Genomic DNA, 26,604 nt, shown 5'->3' on the forward strand with positions numbered 1-26,604 from the left:
GAACTAATTTGCTGTTGTTATTTGCTTTTGTTGACAAATGTACTGATGTGATATGGGAAAATCATAGAACTCTGCAAGGGATCATTCCCATAAAAATGAAAAGCCAATACAGTTTAGAACATTTTTACAAAATGAGATTTTTACCTTTTCTTGTAACTCTAAAATGTTAATATATTAAGTAACCTAGTTAAACCTAAGTTGAGAACAATGACCAATATTAATATTTCTGTACCTGAATCACTGAAAAAATTTATTGATCAACAAATTGCTGAAGGTGGTTATAATTCAGCGAGTGAATATTTACAACAGTTAATTATTCAAGAAGCACAGCGGAAAAGTAAAGGAAGTTTCGAGAAATTGCTGATAAATCAGGAAGAATTTGAAACTACTTTAGATGAATTAGCTGATGATTTTGCAGCGTGCGTGGGTGCAACTGTGCCTATTTTGTCTGATTATGCTGTTAGTCGTGAAAGTATTTATGAGGATCATCCTTAACAGTGGAATATTTAGTAGATACGAATATTTTATTGCGCCTTGTGCAGCGCACTGATCCATTAAATACGGTGATTAGAAATGCAGTTAGAAAGCTGAAGAATGATGGGAATATAATGTTAACTACTCCCCAGAATTGTGCTGAGTTTTGGAATGTTGCTACAAGGCCAGCTACAAAAAACGGATTTGGTTTAACACCCAAAGATGCAGATAGACAGTTAAGATTAATTGAGCGGATTTTTCCCTTATTATCTGATATACCTACAGTTTACCCAGAGTGGCGTAAATTAGTTGTAAAATTTGGTGTATCAGGTGTTCAAGTGCATGATGCGCGTCTTGCTGCAACGATGAAGGCTAATAATATTACCTACATTCTGACATTCAATACAGGTGATTTTAACCGTTATACCTCTGAGGGAATTATAGCTATTAATCCAAATACAGTGTAAAGAGCAATACCTTTGGTTAGCTTGGTAGTTTATAATATTTTTCTTATTCATAGCTGAAATAAGCAAAAACAATTTTGTATTTTTCAGTAATCATCTTTTATCAATCATAATGATATTTACAAGATATATTAATTAATAAATCTCCTTCTATCTTGTAAACTAATCTATGTTCATCTGTAATTCGTCTTGACCAGTAACCTTGCAATTCATATTTTAGTGGTTCTGGTTTACCTATCCCAGAAAATGGTTCTCTTTGGATATCTTTAATTAATTCCAAGATTTTTTTAAAGACTTTTTATCTTCCTTTCCCCACTCACCTAATTGTTCAAAAGTTTCGGGTTCAAATGCTACTTTTTTCATATTCATCTAAATCAACATAAATTAAGTTACCTTTGTCTACATTTTCCATAGCTTTGAGCAGATGTTTTTTGTTAACTTCTGATTTGAGAAGATAGGTAGTTTCATCTTCTTCAATAGGTGATTCAACTAGGATAATAACTTCTACAACTGTTCCTGCTGGTATTTCAGTGGTAGATAGTTCAATTTTGCCATCTTTACCGACAATAGCCTTTTGTTTAATTCCACTGAGCATAATTTTTAATTACTCTGATAAAGTCAGATGTTCTTATTCTATTCTAACTCTATTATTTGAATAAATTAAGCTACCTGTTCCGCTAAAACTCGACCTTCCACACGCTCATATTCATCCTCAAGCAACCAAAGTTTTGCTTCTTCATAACTGGAACAAGCAAAAACTATCTTGTAATTTTCTGTGGGATCTAAAATGCAAAAATTATTTTTATCGTCACCAAGCAACATCAAAATATAGGGTGGTACGGAGGTAGGGTCAACCCATATTTCTGTAAACTGCCAGTTATTGGCTAGGTCGGGTGCGGGGAATGACATGATATCTATCTCCAGTGACTTTTATTTCACCATAATGCAGAGGAATTTGACTGCCATTAATATCTATTCCACTCATTTAATTAGTTACAGTTCTTTATCCTTAATTCTATAACTAAATTGCGATCGCTACTTATACCATTTCTTTGTGAGCCAGCGCCAAATTTTTTGATCTTTTATTTCTTTCTTTGCTACGCAACGCTACCGCGAACGCGTCCTTCGCGCCTTCTCTTCGAGACGCTACGCGAACGCGGTTCGTTTCCTATCTAAATTTGGCGCATCTTCATAGAGAATTGGTATTAGAGCTTCGCTAACACTCTTTGTATGTTTTTTATAAAAAATTAGGTTGGGTTAAGTCATAGCAAAACCCAACACAGACATATAATTAATTAACCAGGATGTTTAGCTGATTGTACTGACTTTAAAATCCCAGATTGTAACTCATCAATTGATGCCATGATACCATTTGCAGGGTTTTCAAGTAGTGAAGTCTTGACTTCATGTAAATACTCTAAAATTGAGTTTCGTAAAATTGGTCTATTAACACTTACGGTGTTATTGTAATCCCACAAATCCCAAATTATGATACCTATACCAACAATAGGATCTAAAAGTTCTGCGCCTATCTTACCAGCGATAGCACCACCAGTTTTTGCAGCAATTTTTGCGCCAGCTTTACCCGCAAACTTAGCAGCAATTTGACTTCCAATCTTTACCCCCATAGGAATTGCTGCTTTAACAAATAAGTAGCTACCTCCACCTACTAATGTTTTAAGTGTTAGGTTAGAAATAACCCCTTCACTTTCACTAATTGTAATGGCAATCTCATTGAGATAACGCTCCCATTGTCCTTGAGGTATATTGTAACTACTTTCAATGCTAGAAATATTTTTTTCTAATTGAGAGACATACACCTTTACTGTATCAGTTGTTATCCTCTCAAGTGCAAATTGAGCAATTTTAGGTTTGAGTACACGCTTGGCAAATTCTAGTTGAAAATCCTCAGTTATTTTCTCTGCTACTACTTGATCTGGAGATGGTTTATCGCTATCTACCCAATGAGTTACAGCAGAAGAAGCCCAAACAAAAGGAACGCTGAATTCAAGCTTTTTCTGATTGAAGTAATTAAAATACCAATCTAAAAAACTCTCATCAACATTAATCATCAATTCATCAACCCAATCATCTAATTTTGCTGATGCAAAATTTTCAGCAGTAGTATTTGCATTTTTGATAGCAGCTACAATGGACTCATCAACTTTGTTCCAGTCAGATTGTTTATCAATAATTACTCTCGCAGGTTTACTATTACCCGAAGTCGCTATATCTTGATGGTAGGAATTTGCTATAAAGCCTCTACCTAATAGTGGGATAATAACAACGACAATTATAATAGCCCATAGATAAGGACTTATCGTCTTGATAAACTGACTCAAAGCTCTAATTCTGTCAGTCTTAGCGACATAGGTAGCTGTATTATCTGCTCCTATTTCTGGATTTTGTAGGGTTTTTTGTTCTAATATTACGGACTCCTGAGCAGATTTAGATTCTAATTTATCAACTATCTGAGAAGTTTCCTCAGTTTTTTGTTGTGATATCACGGAATTATGAGTAGATTCAAACTCTGAATCCTGTTGTTGATCTTCTTTCACAGCTATTTAATGGGTAAATTACTCTTAGAATCAAAAATAATTGAATATAAGCACAATTTAAACAGTATATTTACTTAAGACTAATCCACCAACTCTAACATCCCTCTCCGCGCCTCTGCGTCTCTGCGTGAGAAAACAAAAAAAAGGACGAACTAAAAAGCCCGTCCTAAAAATTACCAAAAAAATCTAAATCTTCGCTTCTTCTCTCACCAACTTATCCCAACCCAAATCCTTCAAATTATTATTCCTTCTTAAAGGACGAGTTACCAACTCCAAAACATCACGTGCATTACCAAAACCGTGAATTTGAGCAAAGGTAAACTCCACAGACCACTTAGTATTAATACCTCGTGCTTCCAAAGGATTAGCATGAGCCATACCAGTAATAACCAAATCAGGTTTCAACTCATAAATCCGTTGAAGTTGATTGTAATTATCAGGCTTCTCAACAATCGTTGGTAAAGGTGAATTCATTTCCTGACAAGTCTTTTCTAACAAAGCCAACTCAGCAGCTTGATAGCGTTTATCCATGTAAGGAATACCAATTTCCTGAACAGTCATTCCACAGCGAATCAAGAACCGCGCCATAGAAATTTCCAACAGGTTATCACCCATTAAAAATACAGATTTACCGCGAATTAATTTCACATAATCTTCCACACCAGCCCAAATTTGCGCTTCCCGTTCATCTAAACCCTTGGGAGTAATACCAAACACAGAGCAGATTTTTTCAATCCAAGCGCGAGTTCCGTCGGGACCAATGGGGAATGGTGCGCCAATCAGCTTACACTTGCGGCGACGCATTAAGGTTGTAGCAGTGCGGCTGAGGAAAGGATTCACACCAGCGACATAATACCCTTCCTCAATAACAGGTAATTCTGTAAATCGTTTTGCAGGTAGCCAACCAGAAACTTTGATACCTTGCTTTTTCAGTTCCAAAGTTAACTGAGTCACCACGGGGTCAGGTAAAGAACCAAACAGCACCAAAGGAGGATGATCTACATACTCAGATTCATCTTGGGCGATGTCTTCTTTTTTCTTACCGAAATTCATCAGCTTCTGAATGGCGTTACGCTCGCCTTTTTCAGTTTCCGATACAGGAGACTTTTCAGGACAACGATGAGCCATAGCGGCTAACACAGTGTCCTCTCCTTGGGTAAATGCGTAGTCGAGGCCGTTTGCACGAGCGACAACGATGGGAATACCTAAATCAGCTTCTAACTTGGGTGCTAAACCTTCCAAATCGGTTTTAATAATTTCTGTGGTGCAAGTACCAATCCAGACAATTACACTAGGATTGCGATCGCGCTTAATTTGCTCACACAACCGTTTTAATTCTTCATAATCATTCAACTGTGCGGAAATATCCCCTTCTTCCAACTCTGCCATAGCATAGCGGGGTTCAGCAAAAATCATCACTCCCATAGCATTTTGCAGGAAGTAACCGCAGGTTTTTGTGCCAATTACCAAAAAGAAGCTATCTTCGATTTTTTGATATAACCACGCAACGCAGCTAATAGGGCAAAAAGTGTGATAATTTCCGGTTTCACATTCAAAATTTAAAGCTTCTGGCTGTTGTGCGACAGTCATATTAATATTCTCCCCTTAATTTTTAAAGCTTGTAAGCCAGTGAACAATGAACAGTTATCAGTTATCAGTTATTAACCTGTTTCCTGATAACTGTTGCCTGTTTACTAATAACTGTTCACTGATTTAAGAATTGGGGAACAGACGAGCCATTTCTGATTCATCAAAAACCTCAGATGGCAGTTCTTCCCCCAACAGGTCGTTATTTTCTTCACCCTCTTCCAGGGATGTTTCATCTCCCCAGACATCGGATAACACGTCTCTAAAGGCACTCTCATCAGGTGGATTTAGATCATCGCTGTCTTCGATGAGAGTCATGGAATCAAAGGAAATCTCACCAAACGCATCCTCAGCTTCTAAACTGGATGTTGGTTCGGACTCCTCTGAGAGATTGTTGCTAGATGAGTACATATCATCTAAGCCTTCTTCATTTTCCAGTGACTCATCTTCTACCCAAGATTCTTCAGTGTCCTCTACGATTGTGAACTCTTGAGAAATCGCCACCTCTCCAAAACCATTGAGATCATCCTCTTCTAATGGTTCTTCCTCAGCGGTATCGTCAGTAACCACAGCTGACCCATTTGAGTAAAACGGTGGTTCTACAGTGGGACTGAAGCGATTACCAAGCACGATATCTGGGTCAAAATTCAACTCCAGTACTTCAATCAGAGTGTCAGCGTCTGGATTTAGCTTGGCAAAAGGAAGCATTAACTGAGCTAGTTTGGGTTCTAGCGCATTTACTACTCCCAGGATGAGGTAAGAAGATGGTCGCTTTCCTCCATCAGGGGTGTAAACCGATTCCACCGCCATTTGCAGGGTAATCCAATCACGATTAACTTGAAAGAATTGCAACCACTTTTGTTTGAGCGTGTCCGTAAAATTATCAAAGAAAGCCATATACTCCTCCATCCTGAGAGGTAAAATGTTTTATACAATCATCAAGTCTAATTCCTCTTCTGCATTAGTGGCTTGTGGTTTACTCGGATTTAGATAAAAATCTGACAACAAAGAGAAAAGTTCTCTGTCTGGTGCATCGTTAGGAACGACACCTTCAGGACGCGCTAATATTTGGTCAGCGATGCTTAGGTAATAGTCGCAAACATAGTCCAGTGAAGGATCTGACTCTGCCATTTCAAACAGAGTTTTGCCTTTGACGCGGGAAACACGGATATCTTCAATTAGAGGTAATACTTCCAAAACTGGCATTGGTACTGCTTCGATGTATTTTTCAATCAAGTCGCGCTTGACAGTACGATTACCGATTAACCCAGCTAAACGCAGTGGGTGAGTCCGTGCTTTCTCGCGGACTGAAGCGGCTATTCGGTTGGCAGCAAATAAAGCATCAAAGCCGTTATCAGTAACAATCAGGCAGTAGTCTGCGTAGTTGAGAGGTGCTGCAAAACCGCCACAGACAACGTCACCAAGAACGTCAAATAAAATTACATCATACTCATCAAAGGCATTTAATTCTTTGAGTAGTTTTACAGTTTCGCCAACTACATAACCACCACAGCCTGCCCCAGCTGGTGGTCCACCTGCCTCTACGCAATCAACCCCACCATAGCCTTTATAAATTACATCTTCAGGCCAGACATCTTCGTAGTGATAGTCCTTTTCTTGCAGGGTGTCGATAATTGTGGGAATCAAAAACCCGGTCAGTGTGAAGGTGCTGTCGTGTTTTGGGTCACAGCCAATTTGCAGTACTTTTTTACCGCGTTTGGCTAGCGCCACTGAGATGTTGCAGCTAGTTGTCGATTTGCCGATTCCACCTTTTCCGTAAACTGCTAGTTTCACTTTTGTTTGCCTCTTATAGTTTCTTTTCAAACTCGCGGCTCAAACATTGGCGCTTCACCTAGCTTGGTTCGGCGATGTGTGAGGTCTGTGAATGTCATTATTCTGCAAATTAACTAGAAAGGAAAGGGTCTGATAATCTGTAATTTGGCTTAAATAAGATTTATAAATTTTATATTTAAGTAAATTTATATTTTTATCTATATAAAACCAAAAAATGCCTATTTTAAATTTTATATGCAATTTTAAATCACTTTTTATATAAAAATAGTTACAAAAGACAAAAAACAAATATCGCTGGTTAATAATAGGTTGCATAGGATTTGCTTATGCTTTTGCCACCAAATTAGCCAGCAGATATGCGGTTTATAAATCAGAAGAGAAGTCTTGTCAGTCCTATGGTGGGAATAGCCATCTTAACTTTGGCTAGAAGATATTTGGGGAATTTTGGGTAAAATCTTCAAGACAATCTGATAGAGTTTGATGAGGGATGTTTACGGCTGACTACTATCTGATAATTTTTACTTGTAAATAATTATTAAAGTTGAAAATATCTGTTCTTAAATCAAGAGAATTATGACATTAATAAATTTATTGTATAAATATTAATTTTCATTAATAGCTTTGATTTCTTGCAATGTTTGCCAGCCAGCGTGCCACTGAGAATTATCTTGTAATAATTTAGCATTGAGCCAAAAGCGAACTTGAGGGTCACAAGCAGCAACCATTTCCGCATATACCCATTTACCCTGATTTTTCCGATTAACAACTTGAAAATGTCGCCAACCATCAACTTTTTGCTGTGCTGTCCATTTGGAACCAAGTAAATAAGGAAATTTCTGTTTTTTAGGCATTTTTTCAGTTAATTCAGTGAACAAGAACAAAAGAATCTCATACCCCTAAGCTAATCCGCCTTTAAGTTGCATAATCCCTAGCCTCAGAAAAACACGGAGATGCAATTTGAATGATTATTAGCTTACCTAGGGACTTGCAAATCAAAAATATCACAATCCCTACGGGACGCTACGCGAACGGTTTTAATTTTGAATTTTGAATTTTGAATTTTTAATTTGATATCAAGTCAGCATTACGGTTAAAAGTCTGACAATTTAATTTTCCATCTTGCTGAATACATAGAGAAAAGTATTGGATCTGCCGCCAACAGCCGTAAATATTGTTAATAATTTTGCGCTTTTTCTTGGAAAGGCGTTGACGGACAATTTCATTAGGGCAAAGTATTTCTAAAGTACCTGTACCATCTTCATCATTGACAACACGAAACAAGCAGTCTTGTAACATAGCACGAGTACTGCTGTCAAAAAAGCGTTTAAACCGCTGTAGCTTTTCTCCTTCAGTCATTTTGCTAACGGGATTCATTGTAGTAAATAAATCCTCATTTTCTATGTCGAAGTCATCATCCTCAAAGTCGTAGGGGTTAATCATCTTCAGTATCCACTAAGTACCTTGGCATAATTAAATATAAAACTTTGTTTCTTTTCCTTTTCCCTACCAGGGGATAGGCTTTGACTCTCTCTTAGCTAAGTAGGGTGAAATAACCAAAATGTGTGAATAAAAGTAAATAAGGCTCAAACCCTTTTCCCTTTGCTCCCTGCTCCCTGCTCCCCTGCCTTGCCACAACGATAATTATTCACACCAACCTACTTACCGGGGTAAAATTTCCGTCTATAAACCTAAGTTTGTTGATAACACTACTTTATCAGGATGTGAAGACCGATCCTGGTAAGGGCTTTGGTGTTTTTACAATGACGATATTAGAGACTGCCGCTGAAGTAGTTTATCAAAAAAGCCTATGCAACCTACTAATCCTAACCAATTTACAGAAAAAGCCTGGGAAGCGATCGCTCATACCCCTGATGTCGTCAAGCAATACCAGCAACAGCAGCTAGAAAGTGAACACCTAATGAAAGCGCTGCTAGAACAAGATGGACTAACTACCCCGATTTTAAGTAAAGCAGGTGTCAACCTCCAAAAACTGCGCGATCGCACTGACCAATTTATTCTGCGTCAGCCCAAAGTATCAGGTAGCAGCACTTCTGTATACTTAGGTAAAAGCTTAGACACACTGTTGGACAGGGCTGATGCATATCGTAAAGAATTTAAAGACGAGTATATTTCCGTTGAACACTTATTGCTAGGTTACGCCAAAGATGACCGCTTTGGCAAAAGTCTATTCCAAGAATTTGGTTTAGAAGAAAGCAAATTAAAGAATATCATTAAACAAATTCGGGGGAGCCAGAAAGTGACAGATCAAAGTCCAGAAGGGAAATATCAATCACTGGAAAAATATGGGCGTGACTTGACAGATGCAGCACGCAAAGGTCAATTAGATCCAGTAATTGGGCGTGATGATGAAATTCGCCGTACCATCCAAATTCTCTCCCGTCGGACTAAAAATAATCCGGTGTTAATTGGTGAACCCGGTGTTGGTAAAACCGCCATTGCCGAAGGTTTAGCACAGCGGATAGTGGCTGGTGATGTTCCTCAGTCTCTTAAAGATAGGACATTAATTAGTTTAGATATGGGGGCTTTAATTGCCGGAGCAAAATTCCGAGGTGAATTTGAAGAACGCCTGAAAGCAGTATTAAAAGAAGTTACTGATTCTGGTGGAAATATAGTTTTATTTATCGACGAAATTCATACCGTTGTCGGTGCAGGTGCAACCCAAGGCGCTATGGATGCGGGAAACTTGTTAAAACCAATGTTAGCGCGGGGAGAATTGCGTTGTATTGGGGCGACAACTTTGGATGAATATCGTAAGCACATCGAAAAAGATGCGGCTTTAGAAAGACGCTTCCAACAAGTTTATGTAGATCAACCCACTGTAGAAGATACAGTTTCGATTCTGCGGGGTTTGAGAGAACGCTATGAAAACCACCACGGGGTAAAGATTTCTGATAGTGCGTTGGTTGCAGCTGCCACATTATCTAGTCGTTATATTAGCGATCGCTTTTTACCAGACAAAGCCATCGACTTAGTAGACGAAGCCGCAGCTAGGCTGAAAATGGAGATTACCTCCAAACCCGAAGAACTTGACGAAATCGACCGCAAGATTTTACAACTGGAAATGGAAAAACTTTCCTTGCAAAAAGAAAGTGATGCCGCTTCCAGAGAACGCCTAGAACGACTAGAAAAAGAAATTGCTGACCTCAAAGAAGAACAAAGAACTTTGAGTACACAATGGCAATCGGAAAAAAGCATTATCGACAAAATTCAATCTGTGAAAAAAGAGATTGAAAAAGTTAATCTAGAAATCCAGCAAGCAAAAAGAGAGTATGACCTTAACCGCGCGGCTAAGTTGGAATACGGCGATTTAACGGATTTGCATCGCAAATTAGAAGATGCAGAAACCGAACTAGCAAACACCCAAGGAACTGGTAAATCTTTGCTGCGAGAAGAAGTTACCGAATCGGATATCGCCGAAATTATTTCTAAGTGGACAGGAATTCCCATCAGCAAATTGGTAGAATCAGAAAAAGAAAAACTGCTGCAATTAGAAGATGAACTCCACCACCGCGTTATTGGCCAATCTGAAGCAGTAACAGCGGTAGCAGATGCAATTCAACGTTCTCGCGCTGGACTTTCTGATCCTAATCGTCCCATTGCTAGTTTTATTTTCCTCGGTCCCACCGGTGTAGGTAAAACTGAATTAGCCAAAGCCCTGGCTGCATATATGTTCGACACTGAAGAAGCTTTGGTGCGTATAGATATGTCAGAATATATGGAGAAACACACCGTTTCTCGGCTGATTGGTGCGCCTCCAGGATATGTGGGTTATGAAGAAGGAGGACAATTAACAGAAGCAATTCGCCGTCGTCCTTACGCTGTTATTCTTTTCGATGAAATCGAGAAAGCCCACCCCGATGTATTTAATGTCTTTCTGCAAATTCTGGATGATGGTCGCGTCACCGATGCCCAAGGGCGGACAGTAGACTTTAAGAATTGTATCATTATCATGACTAGTAACATCGGTTCCCAGTACATTCTCGATGTCTCTGGTGATGATTCCCGTTATGATGAAATGCGTCATCGAGTCATGGAAGCAATGCGAAGTAGCTTCCGTCCTGAGTTTCTCAACCGAGTTGATGAATTTATTATTTTCCACAGTTTGCAAAAATTGGAATTACGGCAAATTGTCCAATTGCAAGTAGAAAGACTCAGAGAAAGATTGATCGACAGAAAAATGTCCCTGCGACTCTCAGGCGCGGCACTTGACTTTTTGGCAGAAGTAGGGTATGATCCAGTTTTCGGAGCTAGACCACTGAAACGCGCAATTCAGCGAGAGTTAGAAACGCAAATTGCCAAAGCTATCTTACGCGGTGAATTCCACGACGGCGATACAATTTTTGTGGATGTTCAAAATGAACGTCTCGCTTTTAGTCGCTTACCAGTTGAGGTTTTTACCAGCTAAATAAATCAAATTTATCAACCCGGTTGCTTAAAGCCATCGGGTTTGTTAAAATTTTTGACAAATTAAAATAATTCGTAATTCGTAATTCGTAATTCGTAATTCGTAATTAAGTTTTGTAATGGGGATTTAACCCCAACACAAAACTTGCCGATTATAGAACCGGGGGACTTAAACCCACGGAACTAGTTAAAATTTTTTAAGTCTTGTGTTTAATAAAATTGCAAATATCTGAAATATGTCTTTAGAACAAGTTGAAAGCTTTTATGAGATGTTGAGTTCAGAACCAGAAATTTATAGACAATACCATAAAAATTGCTGTCAGCAAGGATTTTTTAGCAGTTGTCATTGGGATACCAAAAAAATTGTCAATTTTGCCGCAACTCTTGGCTACAGCTTTACGGAAGGTGAATTAGAGGATTTATTTTTTGCAAGTGAACCGATGAAACTAATTCGGAATTCTTAGTAATTAAAAAACGCTTTCCTCAGAGAAGAAAGCGCCTGATGAGCAAACAATTCTAAAAAGATGAACCTGACTCTTGTAAAAACTCTTCTTCCTCTGTGGTAGAAATACGTCCCAAAATTTGGTTACGGTGAGGAAAGCGCCCAAAACGGGAAATTATTTTCATATGCTCAAAAGCATACTCAATCGCACTCAGACTTTCGGGATCATGACTAAGTTGCTGAAATAACTTCACACATTGACGCTGATGAGCTAAGTTTTCACTATGTTCAAAAGGTAAGTAAATAAACCAGCGTTGTACAGGCAATAATTCGCGATCGTAACCTTGTGCAACAGCGTGTTGTGCTGCTGAGAGTGCTTCCCAGTCAGTAGCAAAGGCTTCTGGAGTATCACGAAAAATATTTCGGGGAAATTGATCTAGCAATAAAATCAAAGCTAGACAGGTTTCGGGTGTATTAATCCAATCATCTAAATATCCTGTCGCTGCTTTTTGGTAATCTTCGATAAACCTGGTGCGGATTTCTTCGTCAACATCTGGTTGTTTGCTAAACCAAAATTTCTGGGGTTTACCGTAATTTGGTTCATCAGGATGACCAAACCAAAATTCCAAAATAGTTTTTGCCTTTGACATTGCGATTATTGACTATTACAAAGCACTTGTCGCATTTTACGCATATTTGTAGGTAATTCCAAACTCATTGCTTGTTGAATGAATATTGAAGGGATGGGAATATTCGGTGTGGCTTGGACTGAATAAGCGAGTAAAGTACCATTACCCAAATCTTTCAGGTCTAAATTGGCATGAAAATCTTGAAAACTTCCTTTTTCCATCCTAAATTGAATTTGTTGTCCCAGCACTTCGACGACGTTCAGGTAAATTTCAACTTGGGCTGTAAAAAATAAAAAGGCTTTTTGTGCTGTTTGATACAGAAATTTGACATCACCTTTAGATGTAATTTCGCTTTTGGTAATATCAGGAAAATATTGTACCCAACGAGGGTAATCAGTGATTTGCTGCCATACATTTGATCGCATCAATGGTACATACATACTCGCAGTAACAGCACCACCCCAGGTAGTATGCGATCGCGTTTGCAGCAAAATTTCACCCTGGATTAGCGACTTTTGCTTATCTTGACTCCAAAGCATATCAGAACCTTTAATAGTTAAGTCTGAGATATCAAACGCAGACATATTGACTAGAGTTACTCCTCAACAAACCGTGAACAGTTGTCTTGTTTAGCTTCCATATCGGTCAAATTATCCCATATCTGAAGGTGGCAGGTTTCAGACATCCTCTAAATCCCCATGACGAACTGAGGTTACTTGTAACTGATTGCAAGCATCTACCGAACCGGGAGGGGAAACTGCAAACGATGAGGTTTGATAGATTTCACCACACTCAATTCTAATTACAGTTCAATTTGGATATTTTCTGGACATGATCTAAATTTAAGTTAATTCTGATTGAGTATTTTTTTAACCGTGTTTAATATAACACAATTCCCCAAAATAATACTTAATAAATTTGGTAAAAACAGGCTAGTAACGCTTGCTGGAAATGAAAAATGAAAAAAGCAGATGACACAAGCTTTTCAGGAATTTTCAAACCTAAATGTAGGGCTGAATGCCTGACTACGAGCCAATTTGGAAATTTGTTATTTTACTTAACATAGTTTGATTTCTTTTCGCCTATCAACTTAACAGCTAGAATGACTATCAAGTGGTAATTATTAGGGAACCGAGCGGTGATGCAGAGAGTTTTTTTGATCAACAATTAGCCAGACTCCATATCATATCTCATTTGTAGTTTGATTTAAGAGGAAAATAGGATGAATCAATCTTCCATAAATCGCAAATTAACCCAAATATTTGGCATCCTTCTCGGTATGGGAATAGCTACTTGGATACTTAGAGGCTTTGGTATTCTCACATTTCTTCCCGGTGGTGTGATTTGGCTATTGTTGTTGGGAGCGATCGCAGTAGGGATTTTCAGTTACTTTCAAAGGATATGGTGGCGTTTTTAATATCTGTCGGCAGATATAAGCATAGATGTTGAGCTAAAAATATAATTACTATAAAGAATCTGCTCACAATCTCTTTAAAACTCTTTAAAAGAATTGTGGCTCACCAATATCAAGACTAATTATATCCAGTCCGGTTAATTGCTGATCAAAAAATACTCTGCGTCAGAGCGTCAGTCCTAATAATAAGTAGTCAACCGGACACGATATTATTTATTAAGGCGCACAAAAATGCAAAAGTATGTATGCAGCATTTGTGGATACGAATATGACCCCGAAGTAGGGGATGCTGATGGTGGAATAGAACCAGGAACAGCCTTTGAAGACATTCCAGATGATTGGGTGTGTCCAGTTTGTGGTGCAACAAAAGAAAACTTTGAAGCAGTGGAAGAGTGAAAATAACAGCTAACCTAGTTAAGTAGGTGCTATTGAGATATTTTTGAAGTTGTTACCGTTACAAATTGTAGTTATTGGTGGTGGGGCGGCAGGATTTTTTGGTGCGATCGCTTGCGCTGAATCGAATCCTCAAGCCCAAGTGACTTTAATCGAAGCCAGTCGTCAACCTTTGGCGAAAGTGCTAATTTCTGGTGGAGGACGCTGTAACGTCACTCACGCTTGTTTTGATCCTGAAGAGTTAGCCCTCAATTACCCCAGAGGTGGAAAAGCTTTGCGGGGGGCTTTTACTCGTTTTCAACCCCTAGACACCGTAGACTGGTTTGCTGCTCATGGTGTAAATTTGAAAACTGAAGCGGATGGGCGGATGTTCCCGATTACAGATCGTTCGGAAACCATAGCTGAATGTTTGATTAAAGCTGCGTTTACTGCTGGGTTAGAACTTAGTATTGGTACGCCTGTCGTTTCTGTAACTCGACAAAACGAGGGTTTTGAAATTCTTCTCAAATCAGGAGAAAAGAAATATTGCAACCACTTGCTTTTAGCCACAGGTAGCAGCATCATCGGTCATAAAATCGCTAGAGAATTAGGCCATCACATCGAAACACCCGTTCCTTCTCTATTCACATTTAACATTGCTGATCCTAAATTACAGGCATTAGCGGGAATCAGCGTCACACCTGTAAATCTGCGTTTATCCCTTCCCGGAAAACATCAACTACAACAAACCGGTCCCTTGTTAATTACCCACTGGGGTGTCAGCGGACCAGCAGTGCTGAAACTTTCGGCTTGGGGTGCAAGAATCCTCCAGGAAAATCGCTATCAAGCCAAATTATTGATCAATTGGCTGCCAAACTTGTCACAAGAGGAAGTTATACAAAAGCTTTTATCAATAAAACAGGAATGGGGTAAAAAACCAGTAGCCCTCCATCGTGGAGTAGATTTACCCCACAGGCTTTGGCAATATATAATTGCTCGTATCGGTATTACCACGGAAGACCGCTGGGCAGAAATACCCAACAAAATATTAAATCAGCTAGTCCAAGAAATTTCTCAGGGAGAATACTTAATTAGTGGCAAAGGTGCTTTTAAAGAAGAATTTGTCACCTGTGGGGGAGTTAGCCTCAAAGAAGTAAACTTTAAAACGATGGAAAGTAAGTTAGTACCCGGTTTGTATTTTGCAGGTGAAGTATTAGATATTGATGGAATTACGGGCGGATTTAACTTCCAAAGTGCTTGGACAACCGCTTATTTAGCCGGACAGGCAATGGGTAATTAGAGACTAAATAACATCACTACCAAGCGTAGAATCAAGTCATTTATTTACATTACATCTCTCAATTCTATAAAAGTCATGAGGTGTGGGCATCTTGCCCATCATCTTTATTCGCTAATAAGCCCGTGTTTTTACAGAGTATTTATCTCAATTTTTATTATTGATCATTCTATTCTAGAAGTAAAACAAGTATTCAGTATTTACCCGCCTAACTTTGGTTAAGCATCACAGTCGGTTTTGTTTAATCTAAAATTAAAATAATTAAGCTAATGTAAAAAAAATGGTTATGTTTATTCACTTCATACATATAGTATGATACTATCCATAGATAGAAATATGATAATTTAATACTTTATGCACAAATATAATCCTTTAGATAGGTGCTTAAAGTTAAAAAAATTAATCAGTTTCAACTAGCTAAATCAGAAACCCATTTTTAACAATCGAAAAACTGCTTATGCAATGCTTTGCAAGCAATAAAATTCGGGGTATAAAAAAATAGTTTCATACAGTAGTAATACGTATTAAGACTTAATTGTGAGTGCATTAACAGGGACACTACCAATGGATAATCAAAGCTTACTCAGTAATAGCCTCAGTGAAGCTGAATTAGATTTGCGCGCACCTAGTTTCGCTAGAATCCGTAAAGGAAAATGGTGGCTGCGATCAGTCATACTAACTTCAGTAGATACTACTCTATTATCAATTGCTTGGATATCATCTCAATATCGTTTACCGTGGGTTGGACAGAACAAGTATTCAGCCATGTTGATAGCTATTTTTATTCAAATAGCATCACTATACTTTCAAGGTAATTATGAACCAGGCACAAAACGTGCTAACTATGGGAATATTATCAAAACACTATTTTTTGCCCATAGTGTGATCTTAATGTTCAGCTTTTTATATCAACCAATTGAAGATATGAAACAGCCAACATTAATGATTTTTTGGTTGATGAGTACATCTTTTGTTTGTGCTGGTAGATTAGCAATAAACATTGGTCTTGAATATCTGCGTAAAAAGAAAGGAATTGGTTGTAATCCAGTTTTTATAATTTGTGATGCCCAAGACAAAGAACAAGTTTTTAGCTTTATCAAAAAAGAAAATCGTTACATTATAGCTGGGAGTGATAACTCTAAATGTCTAGATAAAGATAATCGCCAAAAAACTTTAGAGACGCTCAATAAACTGGGAGTCACGGAAGTATTTATTTCTTGGAGTGCTATCCAAGATAGAATGTTTTTGTGTTGGTTATTTCAAGCATCAGGTATTACACTACATCTTTTACCTGTAGAACTAAAAGCAATTTACCGAGATATAGAAATACACAATGTCGGAGGTATGAATTGTTTAAGTTTTATGTGTCCAGTAATTATTGGTAAAGATTTCTGGATTAAGCGTATTTTCGATGTTTGTTTTGCGACTTTATTCCTAATCTTTACGTTTCCTGTGTATTTAACCATTGCTATAGCCATCAAATTAGACTCTCCAGGTTCAGTATTTTATAGACAAACCCGCATAGGTTTACACGGCAAGAAATTTAAAGTTTGGAAATTCCGTACCATGAGACCTGACGCAGACAAACTGCAAAAAGAATTAGAAGCATTAAATGAAGTCAAAGACGGTATTATCTTCAAAATCAAAGATGATCCTCGGATCACCCGTGTAGGTAAATTTCTCCGTCGTTATAGCTTAGACGAACTACCCCAACTATTTAATGTTGTCCTTGGAGAAATGAGTCTAGTCGGTCCTCGTCCTTTACCTATCAGAGACGTAGACAAATTTTCCGAACGCCATTTTATTCGTCAAGAAGTCTTACCAGGAGTAACAGGAATGTGGCAAGTTTCAGGACGTTCTGACATTTTAGACTTTGAACAAATCATTAAGCTTGACCTTAGATACATTGAAAACTGGTCACTGTTGTTAGATTTTCAGATTTTGTTAAAAACAGTGCAGGTAGTTTTGAACAAAGAAGGAGCTTATTAAAAAATGACAAATACTATGGAAATCATCCATGTGGTGGAAATATGAATCCTGAGATATCAGTCATTATTCCTGCCTATAATACAGAAAAATATATAGCCAAAGCTATTAAATCTGTATTACAACAAACCATTGACAACTTAGAAATAATTATAGTAGATGATGCTTCGAGTGATTGGACAGTAGCAATAGCCAAAAGTTTTACTAATTCACGAGTTAAAGTGCTAGTTAATTCAGAAAATCTGGGTGCTGCTGCTGCACGCAACCGCGCTATTAGAGAAGCAACTGGAAAATGGATTGCTGTTTTAGATGCAGATGATTGGTATGCTCCTGAAAGGCTAGAAAAATTAGTGCATATAGCATCCACAGAAAATGCAGACATGATTGCTGATGATTTATATCTGATTAAAGAGGGTGAAGATGATCCCTGGAGTACCCTAATTAAAGAGAGTGGAGAATGTATTCGCAGTACCAAGCAAATAGACTCAGTATATTTTGTCGAAACAGATGTATATGGACAAAGAGGGCTACATTTGGGGATATCAAAACCTTTGTTTAGACGAGAATTTCTGATTCAAAATCATATTCAATATGATCCAAGTGTAAGAATGGGTCAAGATTTTTGGTTATCTTTGACTTGTCTAGTCAGAGGAGCGCGTTTTTTGCTTGTCCCAGAACCATATTATTTTTATCTTTCTCGCTCAGGTTCTTTAGTATATGGCTCTAAAATAGCTCGTCTTACTCAAAGTTGTCATAAACTTGCAGATTTTGTAGAAGAAGAGGATATAGCTACCAAACAACCCCGGTTATACACTGCATTATCCAGGAATTATACAGTGTTTAAAAGGTATTTATCCTACTACAGTGTTATAGAACCACTAAAGAAAAAAAAATGGTTAACGGCTTTGAAGGAAATGCTAAAAAATCCCTATTTTTTTATACATTTGTTGCTTAGAATTCCTGGTATTGTAAATCGTCGAATACAGCGTTATTTGCTTGGCAATGAAGCATCATACGAAATGTTTTACCGTAGTAAAAAAACTAAAACATAGATAATGACAAAGCCAAAGCTGCTTAAAAATTCTCTTTCACTATTAGTAAATAGGTTAACTCAAGGAGTTGCCACCTTTGTCCTCACCACAGTCATAGCTCGTAATTTAGGAGCTGATGAATTAGGGCAATACATACTCGCAATCAGCTATTACTATATCTTTGTAACTTTTGTGGGACAAGGGTTAAAAACCTTATTTACGCGAGAACTAGCAAGGGAAGCAGAAGCAACACCAGTTTATTTGGTGAGTGGTACTTTCTTGCAACTGATTTTAAGTATCATCGGTTATGTGTTATTAGTCTCTGTGGTGTTTATACTCCCCTACAGTCCTGACACCTCAATGGTTTGCTACATCATGGGGTTAGCAGTCATACCCTTTGCGCTTTCCAATATTACAGAAGCAATTTTCCAAGCGCAAGAAAATATGCACTTGATAGCCATCACTACCGTACCAATTTACATACTACGCACAGCAATAATGATATGGATTATCAACCTTAAATATTCAGTCAATCATATTGCCGGAATCATGGTGATTTCCGAAATATTAGTTTTGGTAATACAATGGATTTTCCTAGTACAGACAATTAAACCAGCTTGGCAGATTAATAAAGATTTTATGTTCAAATCTCTATATTCTGTCCGCACATTTTTTGCCATCGATGCATCTGGAATCATTGCTAGTAAAATGGATGTTCTCTTAATCTCCCTGCTAGGAAGTGAGTTTCTGGTTGGTCTTTATGGCATGATTGGACAATTAATGCAGCCCTTCATGATTGTTTCTAATAGTGTTTCTCTAGCAGCCTTTCCAGCCATGTCAAAAGCAGTAGCTATAGGAAAAGAAAAACAAAAAAAAGAAACAGAAAATGTTCTGGAAATTTTACTTGTCATTTCACTTCCCTTTATTATGGGAGTATTATTTTTTGCTGATGAATTACTTGTATTAATTTATAACGATCCTAAATTTCTTCAAGCCAATTTACCTTTACAAATTAATGTATTAACCCTAGTTACGTCGCCATTTATTCGTTCATTTGGCTATCTACTCGTAGCTAATGGACTGGAAAAGTACAATCTATTGGAAGTAATTATCACTACTGTTTCCGGAGGGTTATCAGGTGTAGTGTTAATTTCTCAATACAAGTTAATCGGTGCAGCACTAATGAAAATAGTCATGTCTATTAGTGCTTGCGGGTTACTAACTTATGCCGTGTATAATCGCCTATTTTTACTAAATTTATGGCGAATTATGCGTCGTCCACTGCTTGTGAGTGTTTTCATGTTAATGATATTTTTAGTCTTCAAAAAAATCCAATTAGATTTTTTATTAACTCTCACTGTATCAACTCTTGCTTATATTGTTTTAGTTTCTTTACTATTTATGAGTGATTTTGGAGGATTTAATTCTCTGTTGCAGAAAATATCAAGAAAATAATGACACATCTGATTTTCAGATTATTTACAATCATTCTATTGTCCATAACTCTCTATATAAAGAAAATGAAAATTAAAGTTGCTCTGCTATATTTTTGCTTTGATGACTATACTATTGAACTAGCTAATAGTTTAGTAAATTATGTTGATTTAACTCTAATTCAACAAGAAAAAAGTTCTAACGCTTGCAAAGGTGTCCTTGATCCACGCATTCCTGTACTAACATTTAAAAAACCAGATATGCGCTATCCAAGCAACATCCTAGCTATGGGTGAAATGATGCGCTTGATTGACAAAGTAGCCCCAGATGTACTGCACGTACAAGAAACTAACGATATCTGGTATTTATCCACGCTTTTATTGAATAAGATGCCTCCTTTAGTGACAACTATTCACGATCTTTTTTCCCATCCAGGTGATAAGCAAAAAGTATTTGCTTCTGATTATACTCGACCTATTGCTTTTTACCGTTCCCAACAATTAATTGTTCACACTCACATACATAAAAAAACTCTGAATGAAAAATTTCGTATCCCTAATCATCACATTAATGTTCTCCCACATGGTGAACTAGGTAGTTTGTACAAACGCCGTGTTTCTAACAATGACAATATAGCTAAAGAACCATATACTTTGCTATTTTTTGGACGGATTTGGCCATACAAAGGATTGAAATATCTGATTGAAGCAATGCCATTAATCGCAGAACAAATACCCGAAGTCAAGCTAATTATTGCTGGACGAGGAGAAAATATGGAACAATACTTTCCTGATGGTTATAATTCACAACACTATGAGATCCTCAATCATTTTATTAGTGATCAAGAAGTAGTTAGTTTATTTGCACGTAGTACCATTACGGTTTTGCCCTATATTGAAGCCTCACAAAGTGGTGTAGCTGCTCTTTCCTATGGCATGGGAACCCCAGTTGTTGCATCTGATCTAGGGGGATTAAGTGAAATAGTTAGACATCAACAAGATGGGTTATTAGTTCCACCTCGCGATGTTAATGCACTAGCAGAATCCATCATTTCTCTTTTAAAAGACAATCAATTATACAAAAAGATACAAAATGCAACTATTACCCGCTGTCAAGAAGATTTGAATTGGTCAAATATCGCCGAACAAACTTTGGCAGTTTACCATCAATTAGCACTGACAAAATCAAGTAAATTTTATTAGTAAATTATGAAAATTTCATTAAAAGATTTTGAATATGGATTTACTGTATTTGCCTTAATGATTTATTTAGGAGGAATTGTACTTCTTGTCCTCTCTGGAGGTGCAAATGAAAGTGATGTGGCAGTTAACTACAGTACAGCACCATTGCAAATCATATATTTGTTTATTTATTTTATTACTATCCTATTAATAGCTTCAAGATGGAAAAAAAATATTTTCGTCTTCAGGAAAAACCGTTTTATTTGGCTATTATTAATAGTTGCTGTTATATCAGTTTTTTGGTCTTTCTCACCTGGAGATACAAAAAAAGAGACATTCAAATTGATTTGCTCAAGTTTATTTGGGGTTTACTTGGCTACACGCTACACTTTGAAACAGCAAGTACAAATACTGGGAGTAACTTTTGGGTTAGCTGTTATCCTCAGCTTTCTATTTGCTGTTGGATTACCTAAATATGGAATTATGGGTGGGGTTCATGCTGGTAAATGGCGGGGAATATTTATGCACAAGAATGGTCTTGGGTCAAATATGGTGTTAAGCTGTATCGTATTTTTAAACCTGGCTATGAGTGCAAAGAAAAAAGCTTGGATTTATTGGTGTGGCTGTGGTTTATCTATACTTTTAATTTTACTTGCTGCTTCTACAGCATCCCTAGTCAATTTAGTAATACTAATAGCAATTTTCTTTATTTTAAGAGCTTTATGGTTACCTTATCAACTAATGATACCTACAATCACGGGTATATTCAGTGCAGGTCTAACTTTCTTATTCTGGTTCAAAGAAAACCAAGATTTGATATTTGGCGCGTTGGGCAAAGATTCCAACTTAAGTGGCAGGGGAGATTTGTGGTCTCTTGTCTATGACATGATTTGGAAAGAACCTTGGTTGGGATATGGGTATGGCGGTTTCTGGCAAGGTTGGAATGGAGAGTCTGCTTATATTTGGTTTGCCGAACCCTGGACTCCAACCCATCCCCACAGCGGTTTTCTAGCTTTGTGGCTAGATTTAGGCTTATTAGGACTATCAATATTCTGGATCGCATTTGTGATCAGTTCTATTAGATCATTATTGATAGTGCGGTTATATAGAACAGAAGAATATCTTTTCCCAGCAATAATGATGACTTACATAATATTAGTTAACTTAGCTGAAACTTCATTATTTGATGGTAATAAAACTTGGATAATGTATATATCATTTTCCTGCTCAACAGTTATCACATTAAATGAACATAAAAATAAAAAAATCACAAAGTCAATTACAAACACAGAATTCAGTTACTTGATGGGAGGTGAGAAAAATGCAAATCATCATGCTAGGAGCTAGTTTACAACAAAATGGCGGTATAGCCACAGTGGAAAATCTCATACTAAAACATATTTCTATTGAGATAAAAATTCAGCATATTACCACTCATGATGAGGGATCTATATTGCACAGAATCATAGTCTTTACTAAGGCTGTTGCTAAATTTTTAGGTCAACTTTTCACTCAAAACATAGATGCCATACATATTCACATTTCCGATGGGGGTAGCCTTGTACGCAAAGCTCTTTTAGTAATTCTGGCTTGGCCATTTGGTAAGCCGATAATTATGCACGCACATGGGGCAGAATTTCAAGTAACTTATCAAAAGCTGCCTCAATGGCTACAAAAAGTTTTTGCTGCGATATTTCGGCGCTGTCAAGGCTTTATTGTCCTCTCAGAAACTTGGGAAAATTACTATATTCAGAATCTCGGCTTAAATAAAAAACAAGTTTTTGTTCTGCCTAACCCCACTGAATTACCTACCCAAATTCCCCATAGAAAAAATTCTGATCCAGTTAGTTTGGTTTTTTGTGGGCGAGTGGGTGAACGCAAGGGTACATTTGATTTAATTACCGCATTTTCTCAACTCTCAGAACCACAAAAAAAATCTGCTCAACTAATCTTAGCAGGAGATGGAGAAATAGAAAAAGCACGACAGTTAGCTGTGCAGTTTAATATTGCAGAACAAGTAACTTTTTTGGGGTGGATTAATACACAACAACGAGATAAAATTTTATCACAAGCGGATGTGTTTATTTTACCTTCCTATAATGAAGGGTTGCCAATGGCAATCTTAGAAGCTATGGGTTGGGGTTTACCTATCATCGCTACACCAGTTGGCGGTATTCCTGAGTTAGTGATTAATAACCAAAATGGTTTGATAGTCACCCCAGGGAATATTCAAGAGTTATCAGAGGCGATGGCATTGTTGATTAAAGATGAACAATTGCGACTTTCTTTAGGCACTGCTGCTAGGAAAAATGTTGAACCTTATGATATCACTAATTATTGCCATCTTTTAGTTGATATATATCGTTCACTATCACAATTTAATTAAAGTTGAGGTGCTTGATGAGAATTAATATATGTGGCATAGAAATTGATAGATATAGTTTTGATGAGGTTGTCGAAAAAATCGTGAGTCATTGTCTGGACAAAGGAGTGCCAGAATATGTTGTGACTCCTAATGCCATGCATATTCTGGCATTGCAGAAAGATGCTGATTTCCGTGATATTTATCGCCGATCTTTTTTAGTCGTTCCCGATGGAGTATCTTTATTGTGGGCGGCTAAATTTTTGCAAACCCCCTTAAATGGTAGAGTGAATGGTACAGATTTATTTGAAAGACTCTGTGCGATCGCCTCAGAAAAAGGGTTAAAAATATTTTTGTTGGGAGGTCGTCCAGGGGCAGCCGAAAAAGCCCAGGAGGTACTGCAAAAAAGACATCCTAATTTAGCAATTGTTGGTACTTATTGCCCTGAATATGGTTTTGAAAAACGACCAGAACAATTAGAATTAATCAAGTCGAAAATAAAAGCAACCGCCCCTGATCTTCTGTTTGTCGGGTTAGGCGCACCCAAACAAGAAAAATGGATAGCCAATAATTATTTATCTCTGAAAGTTCCAGTTAGCCTGGGTATTGGTGTGAGCTTTGAACTGGTTGCGGATATGGTGAGAAGAGCGCCAGTTTGGATGCAAAAAACAGGTTTAGAATGGTTATTTCGCTTAATAGTTGAACCTCAGCGTTTATGGAAACGTTATATTTTGGGTAATCCTACTTTTATTTGGTTGGTACTCAAACAACGCTTGGGAATGTCTACATCATTTGAGAATCAGGAGGTAAGGAATTGAAGATTAGTATTGGCATACTTGCTTATAATGAGGTTGAAGAGATTGCTGCTACCTTGCATTCACTATTTCATCAAAGTATATTTCAAGAGGCTCACGCCAACATAGAAATTGAAGTTGTCGTAGTTCCTAACGGCTGTACAGATGATACAGCAGCGATCGCTCAAACTACATTACAAGAGTTGAAAAAGTCCACTCAGAACCCCTCTGTTTCCTGGCGTATTTGCAACGTTGAAGAAGCTGGGAAGCCAAATGCTTGGAATCTTTACGTTCATCAGTTTTCTCGCCCCGATGCTGACTATATGTTTTTAATGGATGCAGATATTCAATTTCTGGAATCCAAAACCCTCTATAAGATGATACAAACTCTAGAACAAACTCCTGACGCTTGGGTATCTGTAGACAAATTAGTCAAGGACGTAGCTTTAAAGCCGAAAAAAAACCTGATGGAGAAATTGTCAGTAGCAGTTTCGGGTGCATCGGGGGCTAAATCAGCTTGGATATGTGGACAACTTTACTGTGGCCGCACCGAAATTTTACGCAAAATTTGGATGCCTAAAGGCATTTTAGTAGAAGACGGCTTTCTATGGACTATGATTGTTACTGACCGTTTAACTTCCCCAGAAGTTCTCAATCGAGTTGTTCTCGCTGACTCTGCTTCCCATGTTTTTGAGGCTTACACTCAAATTAGTAGCTTATTGCGCCATGAGTTACGTCAAGTGATTGGTAATACAATTAACTACTTCATTTACACCAACTTACAGCCAGGTGATAATTCCAGTGCAGATGCTGGTTCTTTAATCAAGCTAAAAAATGAGCAAGATCCACTTTGGTTGGATAAGTTAATTACAGCAAGTGTCAAAAAAAGTGGCTGGTGGGCTATTCCCAATTGGTTACTAATTCGCCGATTACAAAGCCTCAGAAACCGACCTTTTCAGAAAGCAATCTGGTTATTTCCTGTGTTTTTCATCGCATTTTTTGTAGATCTGATACTCTGCTTACAAGCTAATTATCAGTTACACAAATATGAAAACAATTGTGATCATAAAAAACAACCAATAGAAGAATCTATAGAAGTTATAAATTAGAGAGTGTTGATAAAATGAGGCAACAGAAGTTATTAACTAGAAGACGCACTCTTTACTTAGGTTTAGGAACTTTAGCTGGTATCGGTGCTTCAACATCTGGGAAATTAATCAATAAATTTGATAAAAATCAAGTTTTTGCTAATCAAAATAGAAGCTTCAAGGTAGTAGGAAAAAACTCTTTAAAAGAACGTGCGGCTCGTAAAGGATTAATTTATGGCGCAGATTGCGGTACTTTAGATTTGCAGTCTGCTCCAGACTTGCAAACTGCTGTGCTTCAAGAGTGCGCTATGTTAGTACCAGGGTTTCTCAAATGGGATATGTTACGTCCAACTGCTGATAGTTTTAATTTTACTAGAGGTGATTGGTATGTACAGTTTGCTGAACAACACCAGATGCTGTTGCGGGGACATACTTTAGTTTGGCATGATTCTTTACCAAGCTGGTTTAAAGAAACTGTTAATAAGCAAAATGCCCACCAGTTTTTGCAGCAACATATTCAAAAAGTTGCCGGGCGTTATGCAGGGAAAATGCACTCTTGGGATGTGGTTAATGAAGCTATCTTTGTTGAGGACGGACTACCCAACGGATTAAGAAAAACCCCTTGGCTAAATTTATTAGGAACAGATTACATTGACTTGGCTTTTCGGATTGCTGCTCAAGTTGATCCTCAAGCTTTGTTAGTTTATAACGACTATGGATTAGAATATGACACCCCAGAACATGAAGCAAAAAGGAATGCAGTCTTAAAATTACTAGAGCGTTTGAAATCTCAGGGAACACCAGTTCATGCTTTTGGTATACAGTCTCACCTCTCAGGAGATGAAACTCGTTTTCATCCTGAAAAGTTACGTAATTTCCTCAGAAATATTGCTAATCTGGGTTTGAAAATTCTAGTCACAGAAATGGATGTAATAGATAAAAAGCTACCTCTAGATGTGGCTATGCGCGATCGCATTGTCGCTGCTGCTTATGAAGATTATCTTTCAGTCGTGTTAGATGAGCCAGCCGTTACCACAATTATTAATTGGGGATTGAGCGATCGCTATACCTGGCTGTCTGAATTTCACCCCCGTCCTGATCAAGCGCCTGTTCGTCCTCTGCCCTTAGATTCTCAAATGCAGCGCAAGTTAGCTTGGAATGCTATGGCTCGTGCTTTTGATAATGCTCCCAAACGTTAAAAATTAAAAATTAAAACCTGTGATACCTATGGTAAACCGCACGAACCGCTATGACTACTGCCTCATTTAGCCG

General features: G+C 37.7%; 28 protein-coding genes. 16 read left to right on the top strand and 12 right to left on the bottom strand.

Going from position 1 to position 26,604, the window contains the following annotated elements; translation table 11 throughout:
• The first annotated feature begins 207 nt into the window (after positions 1 to 207).
• A complete protein-coding gene (locus H6G68_RS01485) occupies positions 208 to 495 on the top strand; it encodes a ribbon-helix-helix domain-containing protein (RefSeq protein WP_190905004.1) in 288 nt (95 codons plus the stop codon).
• Positions 496 to 497: 2 nt separating this feature from the next.
• A complete protein-coding gene (locus tag H6G68_RS01490) occupies positions 498 to 941 on the top strand; it encodes a PIN domain-containing protein (RefSeq protein WP_190905005.1) in 444 nt (147 codons plus the stop codon).
• Positions 942 to 1,041: 100 nt separating this feature from the next.
• Here H6G68_RS01490 and H6G68_RS01495 read toward each other — a convergent pair whose 3' ends face one another.
• From H6G68_RS01495 to H6G68_RS01535, 10 genes are all read right to left on the bottom strand, one after another.
• Positions 1,042 to 1,218 (bottom strand): Txe/YoeB family addiction module toxin, encoded by a 177-nt coding sequence (locus tag H6G68_RS01495; protein WP_479686157.1) that lies wholly within the window; start codon positions 1,216 to 1,218, stop codon positions 1,042 to 1,044.
• A gap of 63 nt (positions 1,219 to 1,281) precedes the next feature.
• Positions 1,282 to 1,533 (bottom strand): type II toxin-antitoxin system Phd/YefM family antitoxin, encoded by a 252-nt coding sequence (locus tag H6G68_RS01500; protein WP_190905006.1) that lies wholly within the window; start codon positions 1,531 to 1,533, stop codon positions 1,282 to 1,284.
• A gap of 65 nt (positions 1,534 to 1,598) precedes the next feature.
• Entirely contained in the window at positions 1,599 to 1,847 is a 249-nt protein-coding gene (locus H6G68_RS01505) for a hypothetical protein (RefSeq protein ID WP_190905007.1), read from the bottom strand.
• Positions 1,816 to 1,923, bottom strand: a complete 108-nt coding sequence (locus tag H6G68_RS27845) for a DUF6972 family protein (protein WP_422595257.1) — start codon at positions 1,921 to 1,923, stop codon at positions 1,816 to 1,818. Before H6G68_RS27845 ends, H6G68_RS01505 begins: the two co-directional genes overlap by 32 nt.
• A 310-nt stretch (positions 1,924 to 2,233) precedes the next feature.
• Positions 2,234 to 3,496, bottom strand: a complete 1,263-nt coding sequence (locus tag H6G68_RS01510; protein WP_199332458.1) for a hypothetical protein — start codon at positions 3,494 to 3,496, stop codon at positions 2,234 to 2,236.
• Between the two features lie 186 nt (positions 3,497 to 3,682).
• Entirely contained in the window at positions 3,683 to 5,086 is a 1,404-nt protein-coding gene (locus H6G68_RS01515; RefSeq protein ID WP_190905008.1) for a ferredoxin:protochlorophyllide reductase (ATP-dependent) subunit N, read from the bottom strand.
• Between the two features lie 123 nt (positions 5,087 to 5,209).
• Positions 5,210 to 5,980, bottom strand: a complete 771-nt coding sequence (locus tag H6G68_RS01520; RefSeq protein WP_190905009.1) for a DUF5331 domain-containing protein — start codon at positions 5,978 to 5,980, stop codon at positions 5,210 to 5,212.
• 30 nt (positions 5,981 to 6,010) lie between these two features.
• Positions 6,011 to 6,877 carry a ferredoxin:protochlorophyllide reductase (ATP-dependent) iron-sulfur ATP-binding protein gene (gene bchL / locus H6G68_RS01525; protein WP_015216056.1) on the bottom strand — a complete coding sequence of 289 codons (867 nt, stop codon included), beginning with the start codon at positions 6,875 to 6,877 and terminating at the stop codon, positions 6,011 to 6,013.
• Positions 6,878 to 7,479: 602 nt separating this feature from the next.
• Positions 7,480 to 7,728 carry a TIGR02450 family Trp-rich protein gene (locus H6G68_RS01530; RefSeq protein WP_071191651.1) on the bottom strand — a complete coding sequence of 83 codons (249 nt, stop codon included), beginning with the start codon at positions 7,726 to 7,728 and terminating at the stop codon, positions 7,480 to 7,482.
• A 211-nt stretch (positions 7,729 to 7,939) separates the two neighbouring features.
• Positions 7,940 to 8,317, bottom strand: a complete 378-nt coding sequence (locus H6G68_RS01535; protein WP_190905011.1) for a hypothetical protein — start codon at positions 8,315 to 8,317, stop codon at positions 7,940 to 7,942.
• A 367-nt stretch (positions 8,318 to 8,684) separates the two neighbouring features.
• Between H6G68_RS01535 and clpB the strand changes: the two genes are divergently transcribed.
• The gene (clpB, locus tag H6G68_RS01540; RefSeq protein ID WP_190905012.1) at positions 8,685 to 11,303 is read left to right on the top strand and encodes an ATP-dependent chaperone ClpB; all 2,619 of its coding nucleotides are present in this window, start codon (positions 8,685 to 8,687) and stop codon (positions 11,301 to 11,303) included.
• Between the two features lie 235 nt (positions 11,304 to 11,538).
• On the top strand, positions 11,539 to 11,766 hold the full coding sequence (locus H6G68_RS01545) for a Nif11-like leader peptide family natural product precursor (RefSeq protein ID WP_190905013.1): 228 nt from the start codon (positions 11,539 to 11,541) through the stop codon (positions 11,764 to 11,766).
• Between the two features lie 52 nt (positions 11,767 to 11,818).
• Here H6G68_RS01545 and H6G68_RS01550 read toward each other — a convergent pair whose 3' ends face one another.
• Together H6G68_RS01550 and H6G68_RS01555 are read right to left on the bottom strand one after the other, a co-directional pair.
• Positions 11,819 to 12,394: a DUF924 family protein gene (locus H6G68_RS01550; protein ID WP_190905014.1), complete on the bottom strand. Its 576-nt coding sequence runs from the start codon at positions 12,392 to 12,394 to the stop codon at positions 11,819 to 11,821.
• 5 nt (positions 12,395 to 12,399) lie between these two features.
• Complete coding sequence (locus H6G68_RS01555; protein WP_190905015.1) at positions 12,400 to 12,957, bottom strand: SRPBCC family protein; 558 nt, start codon at positions 12,955 to 12,957, stop codon at positions 12,400 to 12,402.
• Positions 12,958 to 13,595: 638 nt separating this feature from the next.
• Here H6G68_RS01555 and H6G68_RS01560 point away from each other — a divergent pair.
• The 12 genes from H6G68_RS01560 (at position 13,596) to H6G68_RS01615 (ending at position 26,531) form a co-directional block, all read left to right on the top strand.
• Positions 13,596 to 13,790 carry a hypothetical protein gene (locus tag H6G68_RS01560; RefSeq protein WP_190905016.1) on the top strand — a complete coding sequence of 65 codons (195 nt, stop codon included), beginning with the start codon at positions 13,596 to 13,598 and terminating at the stop codon, positions 13,788 to 13,790.
• Positions 13,791 to 14,018: 228 nt separating this feature from the next.
• Positions 14,019 to 14,183, top strand: a complete 165-nt coding sequence (gene rd, locus H6G68_RS01565; RefSeq protein ID WP_127052541.1) for a rubredoxin — start codon at positions 14,019 to 14,021, stop codon at positions 14,181 to 14,183.
• Between the two features lie 49 nt (positions 14,184 to 14,232).
• Positions 14,233 to 15,459 (top strand): BaiN/RdsA family NAD(P)/FAD-dependent oxidoreductase, encoded by a 1,227-nt coding sequence (locus H6G68_RS01570; protein ID WP_190905101.1) that lies wholly within the window; start codon positions 14,233 to 14,235, stop codon positions 15,457 to 15,459.
• 561 nt (positions 15,460 to 16,020) lie between these two features.
• The gene (locus H6G68_RS01575; protein WP_190905017.1) at positions 16,021 to 17,445 is read left to right on the top strand and encodes a sugar transferase; all 1,425 of its coding nucleotides are present in this window, start codon (positions 16,021 to 16,023) and stop codon (positions 17,443 to 17,445) included.
• Positions 17,446 to 17,486: 41 nt separating this feature from the next.
• The gene (locus H6G68_RS01580) at positions 17,487 to 18,494 is read left to right on the top strand and encodes a glycosyltransferase family 2 protein (RefSeq protein WP_190905018.1); all 1,008 of its coding nucleotides are present in this window, start codon (positions 17,487 to 17,489) and stop codon (positions 18,492 to 18,494) included.
• A gap of 3 nt (positions 18,495 to 18,497) precedes the next feature.
• Positions 18,498 to 19,928: an oligosaccharide flippase family protein gene (locus H6G68_RS01585; RefSeq protein ID WP_190905019.1), complete on the top strand. Its 1,431-nt coding sequence runs from the start codon at positions 18,498 to 18,500 to the stop codon at positions 19,926 to 19,928.
• 65 nt (positions 19,929 to 19,993) lie between these two features.
• Entirely contained in the window at positions 19,994 to 21,109 is a 1,116-nt protein-coding gene (locus H6G68_RS01590) for a glycosyltransferase family 4 protein (protein ID WP_190905020.1), read from the top strand.
• A gap of 6 nt (positions 21,110 to 21,115) precedes the next feature.
• Entirely contained in the window at positions 21,116 to 22,435 is a 1,320-nt protein-coding gene (locus H6G68_RS01595; RefSeq protein WP_190905021.1) for an O-antigen ligase family protein, read from the top strand.
• Positions 22,410 to 23,474 (top strand): glycosyltransferase family 4 protein, encoded by a 1,065-nt coding sequence (locus H6G68_RS01600; RefSeq protein WP_190905022.1) that lies wholly within the window; start codon positions 22,410 to 22,412, stop codon positions 23,472 to 23,474. The genes H6G68_RS01595 and H6G68_RS01600 overlap by 26 nt, the downstream gene beginning before the upstream one ends.
• A 14-nt stretch (positions 23,475 to 23,488) precedes the next feature.
• Positions 23,489 to 24,268, top strand: a complete 780-nt coding sequence (locus H6G68_RS01605) for a WecB/TagA/CpsF family glycosyltransferase (RefSeq protein WP_190905023.1) — start codon at positions 23,489 to 23,491, stop codon at positions 24,266 to 24,268.
• The gene (locus H6G68_RS01610; protein WP_190905024.1) at positions 24,265 to 25,353 is read left to right on the top strand and encodes a glycosyltransferase family 2 protein; all 1,089 of its coding nucleotides are present in this window, start codon (positions 24,265 to 24,267) and stop codon (positions 25,351 to 25,353) included. The genes H6G68_RS01605 and H6G68_RS01610 overlap by 4 nt, the downstream gene beginning before the upstream one ends.
• Before the next feature lie 14 nt (positions 25,354 to 25,367).
• Positions 25,368 to 26,531 carry an endo-1,4-beta-xylanase gene (locus tag H6G68_RS01615; protein WP_190905025.1) on the top strand — a complete coding sequence of 388 codons (1,164 nt, stop codon included), beginning with the start codon at positions 25,368 to 25,370 and terminating at the stop codon, positions 26,529 to 26,531.
• Positions 26,532 to 26,604 lie beyond the last annotated feature (73 nt).

It is taken from the genome of Anabaena catenula FACHB-362 (assembly GCF_014698735.1).
Lineage (GTDB): Bacteria > Cyanobacteriota > Cyanobacteriia > Cyanobacteriales > Nostocaceae > Anabaena > Anabaena variabilis_A.

Bases quoted from the DNA above. Each gene is read 5' to 3' on its own strand.
- H6G68_RS01500 (WP_190905006.1), bottom strand. From the start codon at position 1,533: ATGCTCAGTGGAATTAAACAAAAGGCTATTGTCGGTAAAGATGGCAAA.
- H6G68_RS01600 (WP_190905022.1), top strand. From the start codon at position 22,410: ATGCAAATCATCATGCTAGGAGCTAGTTTACAACAAAATGGCGGTATA.
- H6G68_RS01560 (WP_190905016.1), top strand. From the start codon at position 13,596: ATGAATCAATCTTCCATAAATCGCAAATTAACCCAAATATTTGGCATC.
- H6G68_RS01595 (WP_190905021.1), top strand. From the start codon at position 21,116: ATGAAAATTTCATTAAAAGATTTTGAATATGGATTTACTGTATTTGCC.
- rd (WP_127052541.1), top strand. From the start codon at position 14,019: ATGCAAAAGTATGTATGCAGCATTTGTGGATACGAATATGACCCCGAA.
- H6G68_RS01535 (WP_190905011.1), bottom strand. From the start codon at position 8,317: ATGATTAACCCCTACGACTTTGAGGATGATGACTTCGACATAGAAAAT.
- H6G68_RS01520 (WP_190905009.1), bottom strand. From the start codon at position 5,980: ATGGCTTTCTTTGATAATTTTACGGACACGCTCAAACAAAAGTGGTTG.
- H6G68_RS01585 (WP_190905019.1), top strand. From the start codon at position 18,498: ATGACAAAGCCAAAGCTGCTTAAAAATTCTCTTTCACTATTAGTAAAT.
- H6G68_RS27845 (WP_422595257.1), bottom strand. From the start codon at position 1,923: ATGAGTGGAATAGATATTAATGGCAGTCAAATTCCTCTGCATTATGGT.
- H6G68_RS01605 (WP_190905023.1), top strand. From the start codon at position 23,489: ATGAGAATTAATATATGTGGCATAGAAATTGATAGATATAGTTTTGAT.
- H6G68_RS01590 (WP_190905020.1), top strand. From the start codon at position 19,994: ATGAAAATTAAAGTTGCTCTGCTATATTTTTGCTTTGATGACTATACT.
- H6G68_RS01580 (WP_190905018.1), top strand. From the start codon at position 17,487: ATGAATCCTGAGATATCAGTCATTATTCCTGCCTATAATACAGAAAAA.
- H6G68_RS01505 (WP_190905007.1), bottom strand. From the start codon at position 1,847: ATGTCATTCCCCGCACCCGACCTAGCCAATAACTGGCAGTTTACAGAA.
- H6G68_RS01485 (WP_190905004.1), top strand. From the start codon at position 208: ATGACCAATATTAATATTTCTGTACCTGAATCACTGAAAAAATTTATT.
- H6G68_RS01545 (WP_190905013.1), top strand. From the start codon at position 11,539: ATGTCTTTAGAACAAGTTGAAAGCTTTTATGAGATGTTGAGTTCAGAA.
- H6G68_RS01575 (WP_190905017.1), top strand. From the start codon at position 16,021: ATGGATAATCAAAGCTTACTCAGTAATAGCCTCAGTGAAGCTGAATTA.
- H6G68_RS01555 (WP_190905015.1), bottom strand. From the start codon at position 12,957: ATGTCTGCGTTTGATATCTCAGACTTAACTATTAAAGGTTCTGATATG.
- H6G68_RS01615 (WP_190905025.1), top strand. From the start codon at position 25,368: ATGAGGCAACAGAAGTTATTAACTAGAAGACGCACTCTTTACTTAGGT.
- H6G68_RS01550 (WP_190905014.1), bottom strand. From the start codon at position 12,394: ATGTCAAAGGCAAAAACTATTTTGGAATTTTGGTTTGGTCATCCTGAT.
- H6G68_RS01530 (WP_071191651.1), bottom strand. From the start codon at position 7,728: ATGCCTAAAAAACAGAAATTTCCTTATTTACTTGGTTCCAAATGGACA.
- H6G68_RS01515 (WP_190905008.1), bottom strand. From the start codon at position 5,086: ATGACTGTCGCACAACAGCCAGAAGCTTTAAATTTTGAATGTGAAACC.
- clpB (WP_190905012.1), top strand. From the start codon at position 8,685: ATGCAACCTACTAATCCTAACCAATTTACAGAAAAAGCCTGGGAAGCG.